This is a genomic window from Saccharothrix coeruleofusca (genome assembly GCF_014648515.1).
In the GTDB taxonomy this organism is placed as follows: domain Bacteria; phylum Actinomycetota; class Actinomycetes; order Mycobacteriales; family Pseudonocardiaceae; genus Actinosynnema; species Actinosynnema coeruleofuscum.
Map to the genome: position 1 here is coordinate 200,409 of NZ_BMRG01000006.1, position 16,549 is coordinate 216,957.

Here is a 16,549-nt window from a genome sequence, read left to right on the forward strand (position 1 = left end):
AATGGCCGAGATCGTCCTGGACAAGGTGAGCAAGCAGTACCCGGACGGCGCGGTGGCCGTGCGGGACGTGGACATCCAGATCGCCGACGGCGAGTTCATCATCCTGGTCGGCCCGTCGGGCTGCGGGAAGTCCACGACCCTCAACATGATCGCGGGCCTGGAGGACATCACCTCGGGCGAGCTGCGCATCGGCGGGGAGCGGGTCAACGAGCGCGCCCCCAAGGACCGCGACATCGCCATGGTGTTCCAGTCCTACGCGCTCTACCCGCACATGACGGTGAAGGAGAACATGGCCTTCCCGCTGCGGCTGGCCAAGGTGGACAACGCCACGGTGGAGAAGAAGGTCAAGGAGGCCGCGGAGATCCTCGACCTGACCCAGCACCTGGACCGCAAGCCGTCCAACCTCTCCGGCGGCCAGCGCCAGCGGGTGGCGATGGGGCGCGCGATCGTGCGCAACCCCAAGGCGTTCCTGATGGACGAGCCGCTGTCCAACCTGGACGCCAAGCTGCGCGTGCAGATGCGCACCTCGGTGTCGCGGCTGCAGAAGCAGCTGGGCACCACCACGGTCTACGTCACCCACGACCAGACCGAGGCGATGACCCTGGGCGACCGCGTGGTGGTGATGCGCGGCGGCGCGGTGCAGCAGATCGGCGCGCCGCAGTACCTCTACGACCACCCGGCCAACCTGTTCGTCGCCGGGTTCATCGGCTCGCCCGCGATGAACTTCGTGCCCGCCGGGCTGGAGAACGGCACGCTGCGCTCGCCGTTGGGCGACATCCCGCTGACCGCGCGGGTGCGGTCGATGCTGGAGGCCGCCGACGCGCCGCGCGAGGTGATCGTGGGCCTGCGCCCGGAGCACTTCGAGGACGCCCGGCTGGTCGACGAGGCGGTCCGCGACAGCGGCGTCACGTTCACCAGCCAGGTGGACGTGCTGGAGTCGATGGGCTCGGACAAGTTCGCCTACTTCACCCTCTCCGGTGAGCAGGCGACCTCCGAGGAGCTGGCCGAGCTGGCCGCTGACGCGGGCTCGGCGGACGTGCCGGGCAGCGGGGTGGCGCTGGTGACCCGGCTCTCGGCCGCCTCGTCGGCTACGCAGGGTGAGCAGGCGGAGATCTGGTTCGACGCCGACAAGGTGCAGCTGTTCGACCCCGCGACCGGGCGGAACCTCACTTACGCTGGAGAGTGAATGCCGGGAAGGGGTTGTCCGGTGCGCCGGACAGCCCCTTTGCGCTGTTCACGGAGAGTTGCTGACCAGTGCGGCTCATCGGTGCGGACGAATTCGGTGCTCCATTCAGCGCAGCACGGCGGCAACTCGCCGCAAGTCCCGTCCCACCCGCCCCGACGATCTCCACGCTGAGCGAGCGGGGGTGATCGGCCACCGCGCAGGGGATAGGGGCACACGCATGGGCAATGAGCTGGACGGGAAGGCGGTCGTCGTCACCGGCGCGGGCCGGGGGCTGGGCGAGGCGTACGCCATGCACGCCGCGCGGGCGGGCGCCGCGGTCGTGGTCAACGACGTGGACGGCGACCTCGCCGAGCGGGTCGCGGAGCGGATCAGGGACTACGGGGGGCGGGCCGTGGCCAGCGCGCACACGGTCGCCGACCCGACCGAGGCGGAGAAGATCGTCGGCGTGTGCGTGGCCGAGTTCGGCCGCCTCGACGGCCTGGTCAACAACGCCGGGCTGAACTACGAGGCCCTGCCGTGGGACGACGACCCGGACGCCATCCGGCGGCTGGTCGAGGTCAACCTGCTCGGCGTGATCTACACCGGCACCGCGGCCATGCGCGCCATGCGCGAGCGGGGCGGGGGCGGTTCGATCGTCAACGTCTCCTCCGGCGCGTTCCTGGGCCAGCGCAAGCTGGCCACCTACTCGGCGACCAAGGGCGCGGTTGCGTCGCTGAGCTGCTCGTGGGCGCTGGACCTGGAGACCGAGGGCATCCGGGTCAACGCGGTGTGCCCGGTGGCGCACACCCGGATGGTGTGGAAGTCCGAGCGCTCGCTGCGCGCCATCCCGGCCGACCGGGTGCCGGGCAAGGTGGCGCCGCTGGTGCTGTTCCTGCTCAGCGACGCGGCGGCGGGCATCACCGGGCAGGTGGTGCGGTGCAACGGCAGGCAGCTGCACCTGATCGGCCAGCCGCACTTCAAGCCGCCGATCCTGGAGAGCGACAGCTGGGACGCGGGGTCGGTGGAGCGGGCGTTCACCGGGGTGCTGCAGGCCCACCTGGAGCCCTACGGGCTGGAGAAGCGGATGCCCCCGCGCCTGCGCGAGCTGGTGGAGCCCTCCCAAGCCGTCTGACCCCACCTGCAAGTACTACCCGTGGGCTCTCCACGAGCGTTCAACTACTACCCGGCCGGAGCGCTGCGGCGGCCGGGTAGTGGAAAACGGCCCAGGAGGACGGGGCGGGTAGTACTTGCCGGCGGGTGGATGAAAGTGTTGCCAGGTGTGTCCTACATGGTGACACTTCTATCCATGACTGTGTCGTTGGACGAGCTGCCCGACACCTTCACCACGGCGACCGCCTGCGGGCGGGGGATGCACCACCGCGACCTGTACCGGCTCCGGGACAGCGGGGCGGTGGTGGAGCTCTCCCGCGGGGTGTTCCGAAAAGCCGACTCGGAACAGGCGTCCCTGCCGGACCTGCTGGCCGTGGCCTACCGGGTTCCCGGTGCGATCACCTGCTGCCTGTCCGCCGCCGCTGTGCACGAGTTGACCGATGAGATCCCATTGACGACGCAGATCGCGGTACCGCGCCACCAGCGGCCGCCGCGCATCGACCACCCCCCGACGCAGGTGTTCCGGTTCGCCGAGGCCACCTTCGAACTCGGTGTGGGAACCGTCGAGGCGGCCCCTGGTGAGTACGTCCGCGTCTACAACCCGGCGAGGACCGTGGTGGACCTGATGAGACTGCGCCACCGGCACGGCGAGCCGGTGGCGCTGACCGCGCTGCGCCGCTACGTCCGGCGCGCTGATGCCCGTCCGGGGCTGGTGCTCGACATCGCCCGCGCACTCGACGTGTTCGGGCCGGTCAGGAACGCGCTGGACGCGCTGATCGCCGAGTGAACCGCCCGACGAAGGCCACGCCCGGCGGGCGCGCTTACCTGGAGCTGCGGAACCGGGCACGCCGCGAGCGCCGCACCACGCAGGAACTGCTGGTCCTGTACGTCCTGGAGCGCTGGCTGGCCAGGCTCACCGAGTCGCCGCACGCGGGAGAACTCGTCCTCAAAGGGGGGATGCTGCTGGCCGCCCTCGGTGCCCGACGCCCGACCGCTGACGCGGATCTGCTGGCCCAGCGGCTGACCAACGACGAAGCGGCGGTGGCCGAACTCGTCGTCGCCGTGGCCCGGACGACCCTCGACCCGGATGACGGGGTGGAATACCTGCCCGACACCGTCACCACGCGGAGCATCCGGGAGGACGACCTCTACGCCGGGGGCCGGGTGGCGATGGACTGCCTGCTGTCCGGCGCGCGGGTGAAGCTGAGATTGGACGTCAACTTCGGTGATCCGGTGACCCCCGAGCCCGAAATCGTCGCGCTGCCCTCGCAGCGACCGGGCGAACCGGCTGTCCGGGTGCTGGGTTACCCGGTCGAAACCGTGCTCGCCGAGAAGCTGAGCACGGCCATCGCGCTCGGCAACGCCAACACGCGCGTCCGCGACTTCGCGGACGTCTTCATGCTGACCGGTAGACATCGCCTGGAGCATGAGGAGGTCCGCGCAGCGCTGGTCGCGACCACGGCGCACCGCGGGGTGGAAATCCGACCGCTCTCCGAGGTGACGGGTTCTCTGCCGGTCCTGCGGCAGACCGCTTACCGGGCGTTCCGAGCGCGCCTCGGTGAGGACGGACAGCACCTGCCCGCCGACTTCGCCGACGTCGTCGCCGCGGTGAGCGGTTTCGCCGACCGGCTCGCCGACGACATCGGCGCGACGTGGTGCCCTGTCGAGAGGGCGTGGCGCTGAGGTCTGCTCCGCTGTCGAGCCGGGAAAACGCCTGCTACCACTCGTCCGGGTGATCGTCTGGGCCCGACACCCTGTCACCATCAGGTGATATGGCAACCCGCAAACCGAGGGTCACGGACTGGCGGCTGGTGGTGCAGTCGCGGTTGGACCGCGTCCGCGCCGACCTGGCCGCCCTGGGCCCGCCGGACCCGCTGGACCCGGAGAGCCAGCAGTGGCGCGCGGTGGCCGAGCAGGCCGCCGCCGTGGTGGAGGAGATGATCACCCACGACGAGCCCCGCTGGCGGGCCATCGCGTCGTGGTGGTCCGGCTGGCACATCGAACGCGCCTGGCGCGCCCTGCACGAAGCGGAGATCGCCGTGGTGGCCGCGGGCAGCGGCTTCCTGGGCAGGCTGCCCGGCCTGCGGGCCAGGGTCGCCGAGCAGCTCGACGCCGAGGACCCGCGCCGCCGGGCGCTGGAGGAGCTGCGGCCCGGCGAGTACCCGCTCAGCGTCGAGCGCGAGCTGGTCGTCGACGCGCTGCGAGCCGCGTTCGACCAGTCCGACTTCGCCCACGCGGGCTCAAGGGCGCTGCGCAACAAGCTGATCGCCGCGTCCGTGGTGCTGTTCGTGGTCAACACGGTCCTGGGCGTGGTCGGACTGGTCCGGCCGGGACTGGTGCCGATGTGCGTGGGCTCCGAGCGGCTGCCCACGGTCTGCCCGTCCGGCCGCGCCCCCAGCGGCGCCGACGTGTGGCTGATCCAGGTCCTCGGCGCGTTCGGGGCCGTGCTGTCCGCGGTCGTGCTGCTGCTGCGCCGCAGGCCGAGCCTGTCGCCGTACATCATGATCGGCTACCAGGCCGCGATCAAAGTGCTGCTCGGCGCGGCACTGGCCGTGGTCGGCATCCTGGCGCTGGGCGCGGGCGTGACCACCGGCCTGATCGGCGTCGCCTCGCAGGCCGCGCTGCTGCTGTGGGCGGTCATCCTCGGCTACTCGCAGCAGGTCGCCACCCGCCTGCTCGACAGCTACGCCGACCGGGTCCTCGACCAGGCCAGACCCCTGCCCAGGTAACCCGATCGCGCGAGTTGAGCGTCCGGGCACCGCGAACCGAGCGTTCTGGACTAGCGGCGGGACCGCAGGGTGTCGATGACGCCGGTGTCCCAGCGGTGGGTGCGGATCAGGCGGTAGCGCTCGCCCGCGACCCACAGGTACGCCTCGGTCTCGGTGCGCTCGCCCACCAGGTCGGCCTGCCGCAGCATGGCCACCACCGGCACGTACTCCTCCTCGTACCAGCGCCGCGCCACGGTCGCCCGGTCCAGGAACGCGCCCTCGTCCTGCATCAGGCGGAAGCCCCACGCCTCGACGTGCTCGCCGAGCGCCGCGTAGTCCCACGGCTCGGACAGCACCACCGCCGCCCGCGCCTGGCCGGTCAGCGGCACCCGCTCCAGGAACAGCCGCCGGTAGTCCTTGACGATGAGGTCACCGCGGTGCCGGATGCCGTGCGCGGTGATCCGGGTCACCACCTCGGTGACGTAGGCGTCGATCACCTCGAGGCCCAGCGCGTGCGCCACCGACACCCGGTGGTGCCCGTCCTGGACGAAGTGCAGGTCGCCGACCCGGTAGACGTCGATCGGCGGGATCGGCTCGCCGCGCCGCTGCGCCGCGGCCAGGCGCTGCCACCGCTCGCGCACCCGCGCCGAGGTCGGCCGGAACCGGCGGTCGAAGTCGCGGGTGCGGTCCACGCTGCCCACGATCGAGTCCAGCCGGATCGTGCGCAGCCCCAGGCGCCGCTCGCTGAGCATCCCCAGCGCCTCGACCACCTCGTGGAACGGCAGCGTGATGTTGACGTCGTCGGGTTCGCGGCGCAGCCACGCGGCCAGGCGCGACAGCACCTGGTTGCGGCGCGCCCGCTGGAAGTCGTTCTCCGCGTCGATGCGCGGGAACCCGGTGTCACGGCGCACGGCCCACCTCCTCCCGTCCGGGGATGTCGATCACCTTGTAGCCGACCACGTTCACCACCCGCGTGCCGCCGAGCACCCGGTCGGGTTTGCGCTCGCCGTGCGGGTGGATGTGGCCGTGCAGCAGCAACGGCGGGCGCAGCCGCCGCACGGCGTCGTGCAGGCACTCGAACCCGCGGTGCGGCGCGTCGGGCTCGTCGCCGCAGCCCCTGGGCGGCGAGTGGGTCAGCAGCACGTCCACGCCGCGCCCGTCGCGCAGCCCGCGCCACCGCGCCAGCCGCAGCACCCGGCGCAGCCTGCGCGCCTGCTGCCGCTCGGTCCACTGGTTGGGCCCGTCGTTGTACCGGATGGACCCGCCCAGCCCGGCGATGCGCAGCCCGGCCACGTCGACCACCCGCTGGTCGGCGTTGACCGCGCCCGCCGGCCCCGGCCACCGCGCGGGCAGCCCGGCCTTGGTCCACAGCCCGCGCACGTTGGCGTAGCCGGACAGGTCCACGTCGTGGTTGCCGGGCACGAACACGCACGGCCGGTCCAGCGCGCCGGAGAGGAACTCCAGGTAGTCGAACGGCAGGTCGCCCGCCGCCAGCACCAGGTCGACCCGGTGCCTGCGCACCTGGTCGCTCCACAACTGCTCCACCACCTCGTCCGACACCGCGAGCACCCTGGGCACCCACCGAGCCTATGCGCTGTCCCGCGGCTCGGCCGTGCGCGGGTGAAATGCGCCTCTCCCCGGTGCCGCACAAGGGAAATCCGGCTAGCGTCGGGCCCGTGCTCGCCGACTTATTCCTCGACGCCGCCCGCCCCTGCCGCGAGGCCAGCCCGCTGACCCACACCCTGCTGGTCGCCGCCGCCCGCGACCTGGCGAGCGGCGGGGTGACCGCGCGGGTGATGGCGGGCGCCGAGCGCGACCGCCGGGGCACCGTGCCGGGGCTGCGGTTCGCGGGCGCGCTGCACCGCCTGGTGCTGCAGGGCCGCGCCCCCGGCCTGGCCGAGCACTACCCGTCGGTCGGCGGCACGCCGAGGCTGGACCGGTTGTGGCGGGACGCGGTGCCGGTGCTGGAGGAGCACGCGGACGAGCTGCGCGCGATGATCTCCACCACGGTGGTGCAGACCAACGAGCCGGGCCGCAGCGGTCCGCTGTTCGGCGGGCTGCACGTGGCCACCCGGCTGGCCGCGGACGCGGCGGGCAGGCGCACGCCGTTCCCGGTGCGGCTGCTGGAGGTCGGCGCCAGTGGCGGGCTGAACCTGCGCCCGCACCGGATCGCCTACCGGGTGGGGGACCGGGTGCTCGGCGACCGGGACAGCCCGTTCGAGCTGGACCCCGGCTGGACCGGGCGGCCGGACGTGGACCTGGAGCACGACCTGCGCGTGGTGCGCCGGGCGGGCTGCGACCTCAACCCGGTCGACGTGACCACCGAGGACGGCAGGCTGCACCTGCTGTCGTTCGTGTGGGCCGACCAGGTGCAGCGGCTGGCGCGGCTGCGGGCGGCGCTGGACCTGGCGCTGGCGGACCGGGTGCCGGTGCGCCGGGCGACCGGGCCGGAGTGGCTGGCCCAGCAGCTGCGCACCCCGGAGCGCGGCGTGCTGACCGTGGTGTGGCACTCGGTGGTCTGGCAGTACGCCTCGCCCGCCGACCGCGCCGCGGGCCGGGCGGTGCTGGCGGGCGCGGCGGCCCGCGCCACGCCGACCGCCCCGCTGGCGCTGCTGGTCTACGAGCCGCGGCGCAGCCACGACCCGGACGACCCGTGGGAGTTCCAGCTGCTGCTCAAGCTCTGGCCCGCGGACGTGTCGCTGCGGCTGGGCTCGGGCGCCGGGCACGGCGTGCCCTTCGCGTGGGACGTGCGGCCCTGGACCTGACGCGGGCGGCCGTCTCGGCCGCTACGGCTGGGAGGCGATGATCAGCGTCACCGTGACCAGCCAGCCGAGCAGGAAGGTGAGGATCCAGAAGCGCAGGTTGGTGAGGTATCTGGTCATGGTCGGGTGTCCCGTCGGGTCGGGGTGGGCGGGGGGCTACAGCCAGCGGTTCCGACGGAATATTCGGTACAGCGTCAGGCAGGCCACCAGGATCACCGCGATCACCATGGGGTAGCCGAACTTCCAGCGCAGCTCCGGCATGTTGTCGAAGTTCATGCCGTACACGCCGACCACCATGGTGGGCACGGAGATGATCGCCACCCAGGCGGAGATCTTGCGCATGTCCGAGTTCTGCTGGAGCGTGATCTTGGCCAGCACCGCGTCCACCAGCGTGGTCAGCAGCTCGTCGAAGCTGAGGACCCGCTCGGAGACCTCGGTGAGGTGGTCGTCGACGTCGCGGAAGTACGAGCGCACCTGCTCGGGGATCAGCGGCGTGTACCCCTCGGCCAGCCTGCGCAGCGGCACCGCCAGCGGCATCACCGCCCGGCGCAGCTCCAGCACCTCGCGCTTCATCAGGTAGATCTGGTCGGCGCTGATCCCGCTGCGCGGCGCGAAGACCAGCGTCTCCATCTGGTCGATGTCGTCCTCGATGTGGTCGGTCACGTCGAGGTAGTTGTCCACCACGTGGTCGGCGATCGAGTGCAGCACCGCGGCCGGGCCCATCCGCATCCGCTCCGGGTCGGCCTCCAGCTCGCGCCGCACGGCGGCCAGCCCGGAGTGGTTGCCGTGCCGCACGGTGACCACGAAGTCGCGGCCGAGGAAGACCATGATCTCGCCGCTCTCGACGATCTCGTTGGCCGTGTCGGGCGAGGCGTTCTGGATGTAGCGCACGGTCTTGAACACCATGAACAGCGTGTCGTCGTAGCGCTCCAGCTTGGGCCGCTGGTGGGCGTGCACGGCGTCCTCGACGGCCAGCTCGTGCAGGCCGAAGGTCTCCGCGACGCCCTGGATCTGCTCCTCGTCGGGCTCGTGCAGGCCGATCCACACGAAGCCCTCGCCGCGCTTGCGCACCTCGTTGACCGCGTCGGTGTGCGACCAGCGGCCGGCCAGGCGACTGCCGTCGACGTAGACGCCGCAGTCGACCACGTACGCCGACAGCGGCACCGGGACGGGCGCGGGCGTGCGGAGGCGGTCGGTCGAGCGGCCTCTCAGGCCGCCGAGCGAGGGCAGGCTGGGCACGGGTCCTCCAGACGGGGGCGTCGGTTTCCAGGCGAAACGACGGCACGTCCCCGACCGGGTACCACTGGGCCTAGCTGATCAAAGCCGACCCGCCGACGAGGACGCGCGAGGTACTCGCAGGATGGGGGTCGTTGCTCATCGCCCTCACCTCCTCGGGTCGGTGGTCCGGCGGTGGAGTCGCTCACAGACCGGTTGCCTAGGGTACTCCTGCCCCGTTCACACTGTGCGTCCCGGTCGGGGTGACCCCCGATCACCACACAGCCAACGGAGGCGCGCGGTGCAGTTCGGGCGGTACTACGAGGAGTTCGAGGTCGGCGCGGTCTACAAGCACTGGCCGGGCAAGACGGTGACCGAGTACGACGACCACCTGTTCTGCCTGCTGACCATGAACCACCACCCGCTGCACCTGGACGCGCACTACGCGGCCGAGACCACCGAGTTCGGCAAGAACGTGGTGGTCGGCAACTACGTCTACTCCCTGCTGCTGGGCATGTCGGTGCCCGACGTCTCGGGCAAGGCGATCGCCAACCTGGAGGTCGAGTCGCTGCGGCACGTGAAGCCGACCTTCCACGGCGACACCATCTACGGTGAGACCGAGGTGCTGGACAAGACCCCGTCGAAGTCCAAGGACGACCGGGGCGTGGTCTACGTCGAGACCCGCGGCTACAAGCAGGACGGCACGGTCGTCTGCGTGTTCCGCCGCAAGGTGATGGTGCCCAAGCGGGCCTACGGGGCCGCGCGCGGCGGCGAGCAGCCGGGCAGGCCCGAGCCCGAGGAGTGATGTGACCCCGTTGGACGTGGTGCGCCGCCGGTTGGCCTGGTTCGCCGAGCGCGAGGCGGCGGGGGTGTCGCCGCTCTACGAGCACCTCGGCCGCGGCGCGGCGGACGACCCGGAGGTGGCGGGCCTGCTCACCGCCGCCGAGGAGCGGTTCGCGCACGGCACGCTGCTGCTGGCGGCGGCGCACCGGCTGGTGCAGGCCGAGCCGTTCCACCCGCTGTCGAGCTACTACCCCTCGCTGGGCGGCACGCACGGGGTGGACGAGCGCACCTGGCCGCTGTTCCGGGAGTTCGTGCTGGAGCGGGCGGACCGGATGCGCGCGCTGATCGCGAGCCGCACCACGCAGACCAACGAGGTGCGCCGCGCCGCGCTGGTCTACCCGGCGGTGGCGGCGGTGAACGCGGCGGTCCGGGGACCGGTGGGGCTGCTGGAGGTCGGCTGCTCGGCGGGGCTGCTGCTCAACCTGGACAAGTACGGCTACCGGTACCAGACCGAGCAGGCGGGCCAGCTGGCCGCCGGGCCCGCGAAGGCGGCGGTGGGCCTGCACTGCGCGCTGGAGCTGGCGCCCGGCGCGCGGCTGCCCAAGCTGCCCAAGTCGGTCAAGGTCGCCGCCAAGGTCGGCCTGGACCGCGCGCCCGCGGACCTGGCCGACGAGGACACCTACGCCTGGCTGGAGGCGTGCGTCTGGGCGGACCAGCCGGAGCGGTTGCGGCTGTTCGGGGTGGCGGCGGCGGTGCAGCGCAAGTCCCCGCCGGAGTTCGTCGTCGGCGACGCGGTGGCGGACCTGGGGCGGGCCGCGGCGCGGGTGCCCGACGAGCTGCCGCTGGTGGTGCTGACCAGCAGCGTGCTGGCCTACCTGGAGGGGGAGCGGTTCGTCGCGGCGCTGGCCGGGCTGGGCAGGCCGGTGTGGTGGATCAGCCACGAGGGGTTCGCCAACGGCCTGGTGCACGTGCTGCCCGACCGCGAGGACCTGCGGCCCGGTCCGGGCGGGGGCACCTTCGGCGTGCTGGGCCTGGTCCGCTTCGAGGGCGGCGAGGTGGTGCGGGCGCAGGCGCTGGCGAGGACCGCGCTGCACGGCCAGCGCCTCGTGTGGCTGCCGGAGACCCCTTGAAACGCGCGCCGAACGCACACTCGATCGGGCGAAGTTGATCGGCGCGACCCCCTGGAAGGTCGCGCTCGGGCCGGATTGTGGCCAAGATCGCAGTAGCCGTCGGGCGCGCGTTCGGGGGCTCGTCGCCCGCTCGGGGGCCACCGGATCGCACCTGGCAGGGGTGGTCGTTCGCGCCGTGGGCGGCCGGGAGCCGGTTGGTGGGCACACGGCCGTAGTGGTCTAGAACAATCACGCAGAGTGGTCGTTCGCGCGATCCCGACCGCCGCCTCGCCTGGTCACCGGCGGTCCCGGCGACCGTTCGGCCGACGGGGGTGGGGCGGGGTCCCTCACCTGGAGGATTGCGGCTGTCTACGCGGAGTGATCACTGGTGCGGGGTCCGGTCGACACCGCCGACCCGGCGAACCGGGAATCGATTGCCAAGCGTCACGATCGCGGAGAGTAGCCACACCGGTTCGGCGGTGCAGTCCGCTGACCCAAGTGCGGTACAAAGCTCCCAACGTGCCGTGGAGTGCGGTACAACGGTTTTCACTGGCGCCAAACGGGTGCGGGTAGCGAACGGGGATGATCGCCGTGAATCTGAAGAAGATTCTCACTTTCGCCGGGGTCGGCTTGCTCCTGTTCTTCCTCATCGCCGAGCCGCAGCAGGCGGCTCTGGTGGTGCAGAACATCCTGAACACGCTGAGGGAAGCCGCCGAGGCGCTGATCACCTTCGTGAAACAATTGTTCTGAGTCGCCCGGCTCCTCCCCCACGGCGAGAGGTCGAAGGCATGTTCGCACCACGAGACCCAGACGAGTACCTCCTGCCCACGGAGCGTCGGGTCATCCGGGTACGCAGGCACTGGAGCACCCTGCTCGGTGATCTTCTGGAGGCGCTGGCCCTGATGGCGGGCGCCATGATGATCTCCTACCTGCTGCCGGACAACATGGGGCTGATCCAGAACATCCTCTGGTACGCCTCGCTGTTCGTGGTGCTCCGGCTGGCCTACTTCGTCATGGAGTGGTGGGTGGAGCGGATCGTGGTCACCGACAAGAGGTTCATGATCTCCTCGGGGGTCTTCGAGACCAAGGTCGCCATGATGCCGATCAGCAAGGTCACCGACCTCACCTACGAGCGCTCGGTGCTGGGACGCATGTTCGGCTTCGGCACCCTGGTCGTCGAGTCGGCGGGTCAGATCCAGGCGTTGAACCGGATCGAGTACCTGCCCAACCCCGAGGAGGTCTACGACGCGATCTCCGAGTTGACCTTCGGCGACAAGAAGGCGCAGGCCGAGCGCTTCTCGATGATCAAGGCTCAGCGGGCGGCCCGCGGGAAGAAGATGGTCCCGTAGGTCAGACTGGTCGGGTGCGCATCGACCTGCACACCCACTCGACCGAGTCCGACGGCACCGACACCCCCGCCGCGCTGGTGGCGGCGGCCTCCGCCGCCGGCCTGCACGCGATCGCGATCACCGATCACGACACCGCGGCGGGCTGGTCCGAGGCCGCTGCCGCGCTGCCCGCCGGGCTGCGCCTGGTGCGAGGCGCGGAGCTGTCCTGCGCGTCGGACGACGGTCGGGGCCGGGTGATCACCGTCCACCTGCTGGCCTACCTGCACGACCCGACCTCGCCCGCCCTGGTCGAGGAGCAGCTGCGGCTGCGCCTGGAGCGCAGGCAGCGGCTGCGCCGGATGGCCGTGCGCATGGTGGAGGACGGCTTCCCGATCGACCCGGACGAGCTGATGGCCTCGATGCCCGAGGACGCCCCCGCCGGTCGCCCCCACCTGGCCATGGCGCTGATCAGGGCGGGCGTGGTGGACAGCGTGGACGAGGCGTTCGCCAAGTACCTGACCGGCGGCCGCTACTACGTGCCGCGCACCGACACCCCGGTGGCCCGCGCCATCGAGATGATCCGCGACGCGGGCGGGGTGACCGTGCTGGCGCACCCCTTCGCCCGCTCGCGGGGGCCCGTCGTCACCGAGCAGGTCGTGGCGGACCTGGCGGCGCTCGGCCTGGCGGGCGTGGAGGTCGACCACCCCGACCACGACGCGCCCACCCGCGACCGGCTGCGCGGCCTGGCCAAGGAGCTGGGGCTGCTGGTCACCGGGTCCAGCGACTACCACGGCACCAACAAGACCGTCCGGCTCGGCGCGGAGACCACGTCACCGGAGGTGCTCGACGCCATCGCCGACCGCGCCACCGGCTGCAAGGTCCTGGTCGGCTGACCGCGCTGCCCGGCGGGGCGGGGCGGTGGAGGGCTGTCGGTCCCTGTCGGTAGCGTGGTGCCGTGCAGGAGCAGCTCGGGTTCGACTTCGGCGCGCAGCCGCGCAAGCTGGTCCGGGTCACCCCGGCCAAGCTGGCCACGTGGACGGACTGCCCGCGCCGCTTCCGCATGGCCTACCTGGACCGCCCCACCCCGCCGCGCGGCGGGGCCTGGGCGCACAGCACGCTGGGCGCGGTGGTGCACAACGCCCTCAAGGCGCTGTTCGACCTGCCCGCCGACCGGCGCAGCCCCGAGCAGGCGGTGGCGCTGCTGCACCGGCAGTGGAAGGACGACGGCTTCCGCGACGCCGAGCAGGCGGCCCGCTACCGCGACCGCGCGGTGGTCTGGGTGCGCGACTACGTCGCCGAGCTCGACACCTCGGTCGACCCGATCGGCGTCGAGCGCTGGGTGTCCACCCCCACCTCGAAGATCGTCGCCGAGGGCCGGGTGGACCGCATCGACCTGCGCGACGGCGAGCTGGTCATCGTGGACTACAAGACCGGCAGGCACGCGCTGACGGTGGACGACGCGCGGGGCTCGCAAGCGCTTGCCCTGTACGCGCTGGCGGCGCGGCGGACGCTGCGCAAGCCCTGCCACCGGGTGGAGCTGCACCACCTGCCGACCGGCGAGGTCGCGGTCTGGGAGCACACCGAGGAGAGCCTGGGCAGGCACGTCGCCCGCGCCGAGGAAGCCGCCGACGAGCTGGCGCTGGCCGGGGACACCCTGGCGGCGGGCGGCGACCGCGACGTGCTGTTCCCACCGCGCACCGGCAGGCGGTGCGGGTGGTGCGACTTCCGGCGCAGCTGCCCGGAGGGGCAGCAGGCCGCGCCCGCGCTGGAGCCGTGGGCGCTGCTGGCACCATGACCGCCCGCCAGTAGCTTGCCCGCACCGTAGGGGGAGATCCGTGACGACAGTGGAGACCGACCTGCCGGAGCCCCGGCTGGCCAGGGTCTGGCGGGGCCTCAGCGGCGCCTTCGCCGCGGGCCTGGTGCTGCTGGCGCTGGTGATGATCGGCGTGCAGGTCTACGCGGGCACCAGGGACCTGCCCGGCCCCGGCCTGGACGTGGTGCTGGGGCACGTGCTGGCCGCCGTGATCGCGGTGGTCGCGCAGCTGCTGGCCGACCGCAGGAGGGGCTGGCCCGCGGCGGCGCTGAGCCTGCTGGTGGTCGTGGCGGGCGCGGTGGCGCTGTGGCTGTTCTGGTGGGCTTAGCCCCCGGCAGGTCTCACTGCTCCAGCCAGGTCCGCCAGGTCGGCAGCAGGGTGCCCAGCAGCGCCTCCGGGGCCTCGGTGTTCGGCGAGTGCAGCACGCCGGGCAGCACGGCGAAGTCGGCGTCCAGCCGCTCGGCCATGTCCCGCTGGCTGGCCGCCGACCAGGCGTCGTCCAGCTCCCCGCACACCACCAGGCACGGCACGCCCGCGGCGTGCAGCGCCCGGCCCAGCTTGGCCACCAGGTCCGGCTCCGCGCGCAGCGCAGCGCCCATGCCCAGCAGGCCCTCGGGCGTCGAGCGCAGGAACCGCTCCCGGTAGAAGTCCTTCAGCCGCTGCGGCATCGCCGCCCACCGCGGGTTGTGCGCGAGCCGGGCCTCGTTGATCCGCTGCGCCTCTTCCAGGCCCTTGTCCCGCATGGCCAGCTCGCCCTGGTCCAGCGCGGTGCGCCGCAGCCCCGGCGGCAGCTCGGAGGGCCCCGACGCCATCAGCGTCAGCCCGGACACCGGCGCGCCCGCCAGCACCGCGCCCCGCGCCACCAGCCCGCCGTAGGAGTGGCCCAGCAGCAGCACCCGCCTGCCGTCCGAGGCCAGCTTCTCCACCAGCTCCGCCAGCGCCGCGCCCAGCGGGGCCGGGTGGTAGTCCTGCTCCCGCGCGGGCCCGGCCGACTCGTACTGGCCGGGCAGGTCGATGGCGACGGCCTCCAGCCCCGCCTCGGCGATCGGGTCCAGCAGGGGCGCGAAGTCCTCCTTGGAGCCGGTGTAGCCGGGCACGAGCAGAGCCGTGGCCCCGAGGTCGGGGCCGGTCGCGGGCGCGCGCAGGGCCGCGACCGGGCCGTGCCTGCCGGGCAGGTCGACGCGCTGGGCGTGGTGCGGGCTGAGCTGGGAGTGCACGGCAGCAGTCTGCCTCACCGCAGCGCGACCAGCTCGGACCCCCGCTGCTCCAGCACCAGCGGCCCTTCGGTGGCCATCTCCACCACGCCGTCGTACCCGTCCCGGTCCACCGCGATGGTGCCGATCTCCGCGCCGTTGACCTGGTCGAGCACCTTCAGCCCGGCGGGCACCGGCACCAGCAGCCTGCCCGCCAGCGTGGTGCCCGAGCCGAGGGTGCCCTCGGCGGTCCACACCGGGTTCAGCTCCACCGGGTTGAGCGCGACCGTGCGCGACCCGGTGAACCAGTACACGTTCGCGGTGCTGGTCGTGGTGGTCACCACCCGGCCGGGCGGGTCGCCCGCCAGCTCCTCGGCCGAGATCGGCACCGGGTACTCGCTGATCAGGCCGCCGGTGTCGGCGTCGAACACGACCAGCTTGCCCGGCAGCGCCACGGCGACCCGGTTGGCGGTCACCGCGATCACCCGCGCGCCCTTGGCGCCGACCACGACGCTGGCCAGCACCTGGGGCTCGTCGGACTTCTCCGGGTTGGGCTTGAGCACGGTCAGCCGGTCGGCGGTGTCCATCGCGTAGCAGCGCTCGATCACCGCGACCTTGCCGCCGGTGACCGCGAAGGAGCCGTAGTCGCAGCCGGTGCGGGGCTGCTTGTTGGGGTTGACGATCGCGCGCAGCTCGCCGTACTCCAGCGACCGCACCAGGTCGTCGCGGCGGTAGACCTCGAAGTACTCGCCGCCGGTGGTCACCACGTGCGAGCCCTCGTCGAGCAGCCGGGTGCCCATCTCGGCGTCGCCGTTGCGCTGGGGGCCGCGCCTGCCCGAGGCCGCGTCCAGCGTGGTGATCTCCGAGCAGTTGGTGCCCTTGTGGTAGACGGTGAAGACCCGGCCCCACGCGCTGCTGACCGTGCACAGCGGCAGGTCGCGCTGGTAGCGCCAGCGCACCTCGCCGCTGGCCGCGTCCCGCCCCAGCACCTCGCCGCCGTCGGCGGTGACCACCACGGAGTCCAGCGCGACCGGGGTCCGGGTGGCGCCGCTGGGCGCCCGCCACACCTCGCCCAGGGTGGGCGGCAGCACGGTGGCGGGCGGCAGCGGGGTGATCGTGCTCGGCCCGACCTGGGAGATCGTGCCGCGGGCGTCGCTGGTCCGCCAGACCAGGAAGCCCGCCACCAGCACGGCGACCACCAGCAGGGCGACCGCGGCGAAGTCGCGCCCGGTCCGCCACGAGCGGGCGGGCGGAGGGGGGTCGTCCTGCGGAGCGGCAGGCTCCAGCACGTCCTCCCCCAGCACGTCCCCCTCCAGCACTGCCCGCCCGTTCGACTCCGCCTGCTCCGGCTGGCTCACTGCCC

The 16,549-nt window shown here is 72.6% G+C and carries 18 protein-coding genes; 13 read left to right on the forward strand and 5 right to left on the reverse strand.

The features are described 5' to 3' along the window. Position 1: 1 nt before the first annotated feature. The 5 genes from IEZ00_RS18360 to IEZ00_RS18380 all read left to right on the forward strand — a co-directional run bounded on the left by IEZ00_RS18360 (position 2) and on the right by IEZ00_RS18380 (position 5,004). Positions 2 to 1,186: an ABC transporter ATP-binding protein gene (locus IEZ00_RS18360; RefSeq protein WP_189224491.1), complete on the forward strand. Its 1,185-nt coding sequence runs from the start codon at positions 2 to 4 to the stop codon at positions 1,184 to 1,186. Positions 1,187 to 1,403: 217 nt separating this feature from the next. Continuing rightward, the gene (locus tag IEZ00_RS18365) at positions 1,404 to 2,297 is read left to right on the forward strand and encodes an SDR family NAD(P)-dependent oxidoreductase (RefSeq protein ID WP_189224492.1); all 894 of its coding nucleotides are present in this window, start codon (positions 1,404 to 1,406) and stop codon (positions 2,295 to 2,297) included. A 174-nt stretch (positions 2,298 to 2,471) separates the two neighbouring features. Then, positions 2,472 to 3,062 (forward strand): type IV toxin-antitoxin system AbiEi family antitoxin domain-containing protein, encoded by a 591-nt coding sequence (locus IEZ00_RS18370; RefSeq protein ID WP_189224493.1) that lies wholly within the window; start codon positions 2,472 to 2,474, stop codon positions 3,060 to 3,062. Further along, the gene (locus IEZ00_RS18375; RefSeq protein ID WP_189224494.1) at positions 3,059 to 3,958 is read left to right on the forward strand and encodes a nucleotidyl transferase AbiEii/AbiGii toxin family protein; all 900 of its coding nucleotides are present in this window, start codon (positions 3,059 to 3,061) and stop codon (positions 3,956 to 3,958) included. Before IEZ00_RS18370 ends, IEZ00_RS18375 begins: the two co-directional genes overlap by 4 nt. Positions 3,959 to 4,047: 89 nt before the next feature. Beyond that, the gene (locus IEZ00_RS18380; RefSeq protein WP_189224495.1) at positions 4,048 to 5,004 is read left to right on the forward strand and encodes a hypothetical protein; all 957 of its coding nucleotides are present in this window, start codon (positions 4,048 to 4,050) and stop codon (positions 5,002 to 5,004) included. 50 nt (positions 5,005 to 5,054) lie between these two features. Here the strand turns inward: IEZ00_RS18380 and IEZ00_RS18385 are convergent, their stop codons facing one another. Both IEZ00_RS18385 and IEZ00_RS18390 read right to left on the reverse strand, forming a co-directional pair. Beyond that, positions 5,055 to 5,894, reverse strand: a complete 840-nt coding sequence (locus tag IEZ00_RS18385; protein WP_189224496.1) for a ParB N-terminal domain-containing protein — start codon at positions 5,892 to 5,894, stop codon at positions 5,055 to 5,057. Beyond that, positions 5,884 to 6,561 (reverse strand): metallophosphoesterase family protein, encoded by a 678-nt coding sequence (locus tag IEZ00_RS18390; protein ID WP_189224497.1) that lies wholly within the window; start codon positions 6,559 to 6,561, stop codon positions 5,884 to 5,886. Before IEZ00_RS18390 ends, IEZ00_RS18385 begins: the two co-directional genes overlap by 11 nt. A 98-nt stretch (positions 6,562 to 6,659) precedes the next feature. Between IEZ00_RS18390 and IEZ00_RS18395 the strand changes: the two genes are divergently transcribed. Then, a complete protein-coding gene (locus IEZ00_RS18395) occupies positions 6,660 to 7,748 on the forward strand; it encodes a DUF2332 domain-containing protein (protein WP_189224498.1) in 1,089 nt (362 codons plus the stop codon). A gap of 153 nt (positions 7,749 to 7,901) precedes the next feature. Here the strand turns inward: IEZ00_RS18395 and corA are convergent, their stop codons facing one another. Then, a complete protein-coding gene (corA, locus tag IEZ00_RS18400) occupies positions 7,902 to 8,984 on the reverse strand; it encodes a magnesium/cobalt transporter CorA (protein WP_189224499.1) in 1,083 nt (360 codons plus the stop codon). Positions 8,985 to 9,261: 277 nt separating this feature from the next. On the opposite strand from corA, the gene IEZ00_RS18405 reads away from it, so the two are divergent. From IEZ00_RS18405 to IEZ00_RS18435, 7 genes are all read left to right on the forward strand, one after another. After that, entirely contained in the window at positions 9,262 to 9,765 is a 504-nt protein-coding gene (locus IEZ00_RS18405) for a MaoC family dehydratase (protein WP_189224500.1), read from the forward strand. A gap of 1 nt (position 9,766) precedes the next feature. Then, positions 9,767 to 10,873 (forward strand): DUF2332 domain-containing protein, encoded by a 1,107-nt coding sequence (locus tag IEZ00_RS18410; protein ID WP_189224501.1) that lies wholly within the window; start codon positions 9,767 to 9,769, stop codon positions 10,871 to 10,873. 570 nt (positions 10,874 to 11,443) lie between these two features. Next, positions 11,444 to 11,602, forward strand: a complete 159-nt coding sequence (locus IEZ00_RS18415; protein WP_189224502.1) for a hypothetical protein — start codon at positions 11,444 to 11,446, stop codon at positions 11,600 to 11,602. Positions 11,603 to 11,640: 38 nt separating this feature from the next. Next, complete coding sequence (locus IEZ00_RS18420) at positions 11,641 to 12,201, forward strand: PH domain-containing protein (protein ID WP_189224503.1); 561 nt, start codon at positions 11,641 to 11,643, stop codon at positions 12,199 to 12,201. Positions 12,202 to 12,215: 14 nt separating this feature from the next. Then, positions 12,216 to 13,073 (forward strand): PHP domain-containing protein, encoded by an 858-nt coding sequence (locus IEZ00_RS18425; protein WP_189224504.1) that lies wholly within the window; start codon positions 12,216 to 12,218, stop codon positions 13,071 to 13,073. A 62-nt stretch (positions 13,074 to 13,135) separates the two neighbouring features. Further along, positions 13,136 to 13,975 (forward strand): RecB family exonuclease, encoded by an 840-nt coding sequence (locus IEZ00_RS18430; protein ID WP_189224505.1) that lies wholly within the window; start codon positions 13,136 to 13,138, stop codon positions 13,973 to 13,975. 40 nt (positions 13,976 to 14,015) lie between these two features. Beyond that, positions 14,016 to 14,321, forward strand: coding sequence for a hypothetical protein (locus IEZ00_RS18435; protein WP_189224506.1), 306 nt, complete (start codon positions 14,016 to 14,018; stop codon positions 14,319 to 14,321). Between the two features lie 13 nt (positions 14,322 to 14,334). On the opposite strand, the gene IEZ00_RS18440 is transcribed toward IEZ00_RS18435, so the two are convergent. Both IEZ00_RS18440 and IEZ00_RS18445 read right to left on the reverse strand, forming a co-directional pair. Beyond that, positions 14,335 to 15,210, reverse strand: coding sequence for an alpha/beta fold hydrolase (locus tag IEZ00_RS18440; protein WP_189224507.1), 876 nt, complete (start codon positions 15,208 to 15,210; stop codon positions 14,335 to 14,337). Between the two features lie 14 nt (positions 15,211 to 15,224). Continuing rightward, entirely contained in the window at positions 15,225 to 16,544 is a 1,320-nt protein-coding gene (locus IEZ00_RS18445; protein WP_189224508.1) for an Rv3212 family protein, read from the reverse strand. Between the last annotated feature and the right edge of the window lie 5 nt (positions 16,545 to 16,549).

Coding starts and splice junctions, on each gene's coding strand:
- IEZ00_RS18370 (WP_189224493.1), top strand. CDS start 2,472: ATGACTGTGTCGTTGGACGAGCTGCCCGACACCTTCACCACGGCGACC.
- IEZ00_RS18380 (WP_189224495.1), top strand. CDS start 4,048: ATGGCAACCCGCAAACCGAGGGTCACGGACTGGCGGCTGGTGGTGCAG.
- IEZ00_RS18420 (WP_189224503.1), top strand. CDS start 11,641: ATGTTCGCACCACGAGACCCAGACGAGTACCTCCTGCCCACGGAGCGT.
- IEZ00_RS18365 (WP_189224492.1), top strand. CDS start 1,404: ATGGGCAATGAGCTGGACGGGAAGGCGGTCGTCGTCACCGGCGCGGGC.
- IEZ00_RS18360 (WP_189224491.1), top strand. CDS start 2: ATGGCCGAGATCGTCCTGGACAAGGTGAGCAAGCAGTACCCGGACGGC.